Raw genomic sequence first — 5,152 nt, forward strand, 5'->3', positions numbered from 1 at the left:
GACGCGCCACGAAGGTGCACCGCAGCGGCAGCTTGGCAGCTGCGAGGGTGAACGCTTCGCGGGCCAGCGCTTCGGGCACGCCGTTGATCTCGTAGAGCACCTTGCCGGGTTGGATCTCGGCCACGTAATACTCGGGATTGCCCTTTCCGTTGCCCATGCGGACTTCGGCAGGCTTTTGTGAAATGGGCTTGTCCGGGAAGATGCGGATCCAGATGCGGCCGCCACGCTTGACGTGACGCGAGATCGCGCGGCGCGCGGCCTCGATTTGCCGTGCCGTGATGCGGCCACGTTCGGTGGCCTTCAGGCCGAAATCGCCGAACGAGACGCTGGCTCCACGGGTGGCGATGCCCGTGTTACGGCCCTTTTGTTCCTTGCGAAACTTGCGACGAGCGGGTTGCAGCATTGCTTATTCTCCTTTCGCCTCGCCGGGTCCACCGGTCGGGGCGGGCGCGGGGGCCTTGCGCACGCGCTTGACGGCCGGCTTGGCGGCATCTAGGCCGGCGGCGGCCTCGGCCGGCTTGTCGCTGCCGGCCGCCACGGGGTTGACGACATCGGTTCGCGGCGCCGGACGTGCGCCCGGGCCACCGGCACGGGCACCGTCACGCGACGGCGGGCGGCGATCACCACCGGGGCGGTCGCTGCGCGGGCCGCGGCGGTTGCGGCGGTCGTCGTCGCGGTCGTCGGTCTTGATGGTCGGCGCCTCGCCGTTGGCCAGGCGGTCGCCGCGGTAGACCCAGCACTTGACGCCGATGACGCCGTAGGTGGTCTTGGCTTCCGAGAAACCGTAGTCAATGTCGGCGCGCAGCGTGTGCAGCGGCACCCTACCTTCGCGGTACCACTCGCAACGCGCGATCTCGATGCCGTTGAGACGCCCCGAAGACATGATCTTGATGCCCTGCGCACCCAGGCGCATCGCGTTCTGCATGGCACGCTTCATGGCGCGGCGGAACATGATGCGTTTTTCGAGCTGCTGGGTGATCGAGTCGGCCACCAGTTGCGCATCGATCTCCGGCTTGCGGATTTCCTCGATGTTGACCGCGACCGGCACGCCCAGGCGGCGCGTGAGTTCGGCCTTGAGGTTCTCGATGTCCTCGCCCTTCTTGCCGATCACCACGCCCGGACGCGCCGAGTAGATGGTGATGCGGGCGTTCTTGGCAGGGCGCTCGATCAGGATGCGCGACACCGCGGCGCTCTTGAGGCGCACCTTGAGGAACTCACGCACCTTCAAGTCTTCGGCCAGCATGCCGGCGAAGTTGCGGTTCGACGCATACCAGCGCGAGGACCAGTTGCGTGTGACGGGAAGGCGGAAGCCGACCGGATGAATCTTCTGTCCCATGTCTTCCAGCCTTTTAGTTGCCGACGGTCACGAAGATGTGACAAGTGGGCTTGCTGATGCGGTTGCCGCGGCCCTTGGCGCGCGCGGAAAACCGCTTCAGCGTGGCGCCTTGCTCGACGTAGATGGTCTTGACCTTCAGTTCGTCGATGTCGGCACCGTCGTTGTGCTCGGCATTGGCGATTGCGGACTCGACCGCCTTCTTGATGATGAGCGCCGCTTTCTTCTGTGTGAAGGCCAGGATGTTGAGCGCCTGGTCCACCTTCTTGCCGCGGATCAGGTCGGCCACCAGCCGGCCCTTGTCGACCGACAGGCGTACGCCGCGAACGATTGCTCGGGTTTCCATCGCCTTACCTCTTCGCCTTCTTGTCCGCCGGGTGACCCTTGAACGTTCGGGTCAGGGCGAACTCGCCGAGCTTGTGGCCGACCATCTGGTCGGTCACGTACACAGGCACGTGTTGCTTGCCGTTGTGCACGGCGATCGTCAGGCCGATGAAATCGGGCAGGATCGTCGAGCGGCGCGACCAAGTCTTGATCGGCTTCTTGTCCTTGATCGCCGTGGCCTTTTCGACCTTGGCGATCAGGTGGTGATCCACGAAGGGACCCTTCTTCAGTGAGCGAGACATTGCATGCGCTCCTTACTTTTTGCGCCGCGAGACGATCATCGTCTGCGTGCGCTTGTTGCTGCGGGTGCGGTAGCCCTTGGTCATCGTGTTCCAAGGCGACACCGGCACCTGGCCCTCGCCGGTGCGGCCTTCGCCGCCGCCGTGCGGGTGGTCCACCGGGTTCATGGCAACGCCGCGAACGGTCGGGCGTATGCCCTTCCAGCGGCGGGCGCCGGCCTTGCCGTACTGACGCAAGCTGTGCTCTTCGTTCGACACCTCGCCGATGGTGGCGCGGCACTCGATGTGAATCTTGCGCACCTCGCCCGAGCGCAGGCGAACCTGCGCGTAGGTGCCTTCGCGTGCCAGCAGGGTCACCGAAGTGCCCGCCGAACGCGCAATCTGCGCGCCCTTGCCCGCCAGCAACTCGACGCAATGCATGATCGAGCCGACGGGGATGTTGCGGATCGGCAGCGTGTTACCCGCCTTGATCGGCGCTTCCGAGCCGCTCATGACCGTGGAGCCCACTTCGAGGTTGCGCGGCGCAATGATGTAGCGACGCTCGCCGTCGGCGTAACACACCAGCGCGATGTGCGCGGTGCGGTTCGGGTCGTACTCGATGCGCTCGACCTTGGCCGGAATACCGTCCTTGTTGCGCACGAAATCGACCACGCGGTAGTGGTGCTTGTGACCGCCGCCCTTGTGCCGGATCGTGATATGGCCGTTGTTGTTGCGGCCGGCGTTCTGCATCTGTGGCTCGAGCAGCGACGCTTCGGGCTTGCCCTTGTGCAGGTGCTTGTGCACCACCTTGACCACGGCACGGCGGCCGGGCGAGGTAGGTTTGACTTTGACGACGGCCATTACGCGCCCTCTCCGGAGAAGTTGAGCTCCTGCCCAGGTTTCAGGCAGACGTAGGCCTTGCGCACGTTGTCGCGCCGACCCACACCCTTGCCGAAACGCTTGGCCTTGCCCTTGGTGTTGACCACCGAAACCTTGTCGACCTGGACCTTGAACAGCAGCTCGACCGCCGCCTTGATCTCCGGCTTGGTCGCGTCTTGCAACACCTTGAACAGCACCTGGTTGTGCTTCTCGGCGACCGCCGTGGCCTTTTCGGACACGATCGGCGACACCAGCACCTGCATCAGGCGGCCTTCGTCGATCGGCTTTTGACTGGGATTGGCGCTCATGCCAGCATCTCCTTGAGCTTGTCGAGCGCGCCCTTCGTCACCAGCACCTTCTTGTAGAAGACGAGCGACAGCGGGTCGGCGTAACGCGGCTCGATCACCAGAACATTGGCGAGGTTGCGCGAGGCGAGGAACAGGTTCTCGTCCACTTCGTCGGCGATCACGAGCACGGAGTCCAGGCCCATGGCCTTGAACTTGGCAGCAAGTTGCTTGGTCTTGGGCGAATCGACCTTGATCGAATCGACCACGGCCAAGCGACCATCACGCGCGAGCTGCGAGAAGATAGCCGCCATGCCGGCGCGGTACATCTTCTTGTTGACCTTGTGGCTGAAGTTTTCGTCCGGGCTGTTCGGGAAGATCCGACCGCCTCCGCGCCACAACGGCGAGGAAGTCATGCCGGCGCGTGCGCGACCGGTGCCCTTCTGGCGCCACGGCTTCTTGGTCGAGTGCTTGACGGCTTGGCGGTCCTTCTGAGCACGGGTGCCCTGGCGGGCGTTGGCCTGATAGGCCACCACCACTTGGTGCACCAGCGCTTCGTTGTAGTCACGGCCGAACACGGTGTCGGGCGCGTCCACCTTTGAGGCGGCCTGGCCTTGTTCGTTGAGGAGCTCGAGCTGCATCAGTTGGCTCCCTTCTTGGCGCGAACCTTGACGGCCGGGCAGACGGTGACGAAGCCGTTCTTGGAGCCGGGCACGGCCCCGCGCACCAGCAGTAGCTGGCGGGTTTCGTCAACGCGCACGATGTCGAGGTTCTGCGTGGTCACGGTCGCGTCGCCGCGGTGGCCGGACATCTTCTTGCCCGGGAACACGCGGCCCGGATCCTGCGCCATCGAGATCGAGCCCGGCACGTTGTGCGAACGGCTGTTGCCGTGCGAGGCACGCTGCGAGCTGAAGTTGTGGCGCTTGATGGTGCCGGTGAAACCCTTGCCGATCGAGGTGCCCTGCACGTCAACCTTCTGGCCCACCTGAAACAGGCCGATCGGCAGCGTGCCGCCCGGCTTGTATTCAGCGGCAGTTTCGGCGCTGACGGGGAATTCGCGCAGCAACTCCCCTGCCTCCACACCCGCCTTGGCAAAGTGGCCCGCCGCCGGTTTGATGACGCGCGAAGCCTTGCGGGCCCCGAAGGTGACCTGGATGGCGCTATAGCCGTCGGTTTCGACGGTCTTGACCTGGGTGACGCGGTTGTTGGACACGTCGAGCACTGTTACGGGAACGGCGTCGCCGTCGTCCGTAAAGATGCGCATCATGCCCACCTTGCGGCCCAGCAAGCCGAGCTGATGGCCCGGATTGGCTGTCGTCATGGTTCTTCTCCAATGCTCGGCATCGATTGGCCAAGCTGATTTGCAAGGAGGCCGCCTGCGACTGCAGACCTGCCCCGATGTTTCGCGCGCAACGCACGAATGCGTCAGCGGAAAAGCTCGCGATTATAGCGGCCGCAGCGAAACTGGCAACCACCGGGGCTCGCGCCGCCCCCTTCAATTCTTACTGCAGCTTGATCTCCACGTCCACGCCGGCCGGCAGGTCGAGCTTCATCAGCGCGTCCACGGTCTTGTCGGTCGGATCGACGATGTCCATCAGGCGCTGATGGGTACGGATCTCGAGCTGATCGCGCGAAGTCTTGTTCACGTGCGGCGAACGCAGGATGTCGAAGCGCTGCATGCGCGTGGGCAGCGGCACGGGGCCCTTGACGATGGCGCCGGTGCGCTTGGCGGTTTCGACGATCTCGGCGGCCGACTGGTCGATCAGCTTGTAGTCGAACGCCTTGAGGCGAATGCGGATCTTTTGCTTGGTTGCCATGACGTTTCCTTCAAAGAGCGGTGCGGCGGACGCCTGAAGCGCCTGCGCCGCGGTAGTGGGTAGAGAAAAAATCGGCCCCAGGCTCTCACCCGAAGCCGAACGTCATGCAATCACTCGATGATCTTCGCCACCACCCCTGCGCCGACGGTGCGCCCGCCCTCGCGGATCGCGAAGCGCAGGCCTTCTTCCATGGCGATCGGGTTGATCAGCTTGACGGTGATGGAGACGTTGTCTCCG

Annotated in this window: 9 protein-coding genes and 1 pseudogene; all 10 read right to left on the reverse strand. The window is 64.5% G+C overall.

Annotation, left to right across the window (positions count from 1 at the left end):
• Window positions 1-403 (reverse strand): 50S ribosomal protein L16 (gene rplP, locus H0W40_RS19005; protein WP_292449366.1); only part of this gene is annotated, 403 nt, incomplete at its 3' end.
• 3 nt (window positions 404-406) lie between these two features.
• The gene (gene rpsC, locus H0W40_RS19010) at window positions 407-1,336 is read right to left on the reverse strand and encodes a 30S ribosomal protein S3 (RefSeq protein WP_292449368.1); all 930 of its coding nucleotides are present in this window, start codon (window positions 1,334-1,336) and stop codon (window positions 407-409) included.
• Window positions 1,337-1,349: 13 nt separating this feature from the next.
• Window positions 1,350-1,679, reverse strand: a complete 330-nt coding sequence (gene rplV, locus H0W40_RS19015) for a 50S ribosomal protein L22 (RefSeq protein ID WP_292449371.1) — start codon at window positions 1,677-1,679, stop codon at window positions 1,350-1,352.
• Between the two features lie 4 nt (window positions 1,680-1,683).
• Entirely contained in the window at window positions 1,684-1,959 is a 276-nt protein-coding gene (gene rpsS, locus H0W40_RS19020) for a 30S ribosomal protein S19 (protein WP_292449372.1), read from the reverse strand.
• A 12-nt stretch (window positions 1,960-1,971) separates the two neighbouring features.
• On the reverse strand, window positions 1,972-2,796 hold the full coding sequence (gene rplB, locus H0W40_RS19025) for a 50S ribosomal protein L2 (RefSeq protein ID WP_292449373.1): 825 nt from the start codon (window positions 2,794-2,796) through the stop codon (window positions 1,972-1,974).
• Window positions 2,796-3,122, reverse strand: coding sequence for a 50S ribosomal protein L23 (gene rplW, locus H0W40_RS19030; protein ID WP_292449376.1), 327 nt, complete (start codon window positions 3,120-3,122; stop codon window positions 2,796-2,798). The genes rplB and rplW overlap by 1 nt, the downstream gene beginning before the upstream one ends.
• The gene (gene rplD, locus H0W40_RS19035) at window positions 3,119-3,739 is read right to left on the reverse strand and encodes a 50S ribosomal protein L4 (RefSeq protein ID WP_292449377.1); all 621 of its coding nucleotides are present in this window, start codon (window positions 3,737-3,739) and stop codon (window positions 3,119-3,121) included. The genes rplW and rplD overlap by 4 nt, the downstream gene beginning before the upstream one ends.
• A complete protein-coding gene (gene rplC / locus H0W40_RS19040) occupies window positions 3,739-4,419 on the reverse strand; it encodes a 50S ribosomal protein L3 (protein WP_292449379.1) in 681 nt (226 codons plus the stop codon). The genes rplD and rplC overlap by 1 nt, the downstream gene beginning before the upstream one ends.
• A 181-nt stretch (window positions 4,420-4,600) precedes the next feature.
• A complete protein-coding gene (gene rpsJ, locus H0W40_RS19045; RefSeq protein ID WP_292449381.1) occupies window positions 4,601-4,915 on the reverse strand; it encodes a 30S ribosomal protein S10 in 315 nt (104 codons plus the stop codon).
• A 110-nt stretch (window positions 4,916-5,025) separates the two neighbouring features.
• Window positions 5,026-5,152: pseudogene (gene tuf / locus H0W40_RS19050) on the reverse strand (elongation factor Tu); the annotation flags it as partial.

Origin of the sequence: Methylibium sp. (genome assembly GCF_013817345.1) — a bacterium.
In the GTDB taxonomy this organism is placed as follows: domain Bacteria; phylum Pseudomonadota; class Gammaproteobacteria; order Burkholderiales; family Burkholderiaceae_C; genus Methylibium.

Bases quoted from the DNA above. Each gene is read 5' to 3' on its own strand.
- rplD (WP_292449377.1), bottom strand. From the start codon at position 3,739: ATGCAGCTCGAGCTCCTCAACGAACAAGGCCAGGCCGCCTCAAAGGTG.
- rpsJ (WP_292449381.1), bottom strand. From the start codon at position 4,915: ATGGCAACCAAGCAAAAGATCCGCATTCGCCTCAAGGCGTTCGACTAC.
- rplV (WP_292449371.1), bottom strand. From the start codon at position 1,679: ATGGAAACCCGAGCAATCGTTCGCGGCGTACGCCTGTCGGTCGACAAG.
- rplC (WP_292449379.1), bottom strand. From the start codon at position 4,419: ATGACGACAGCCAATCCGGGCCATCAGCTCGGCTTGCTGGGCCGCAAG.
- rplW (WP_292449376.1), bottom strand. From the start codon at position 3,122: ATGAGCGCCAATCCCAGTCAAAAGCCGATCGACGAAGGCCGCCTGATG.
- rpsS (WP_292449372.1), bottom strand. From the start codon at position 1,959: ATGTCTCGCTCACTGAAGAAGGGTCCCTTCGTGGATCACCACCTGATC.
- rpsC (WP_292449368.1), bottom strand. From the start codon at position 1,336: ATGGGACAGAAGATTCATCCGGTCGGCTTCCGCCTTCCCGTCACACGC.
- rplB (WP_292449373.1), bottom strand. From the start codon at position 2,796: ATGGCCGTCGTCAAAGTCAAACCTACCTCGCCCGGCCGCCGTGCCGTG.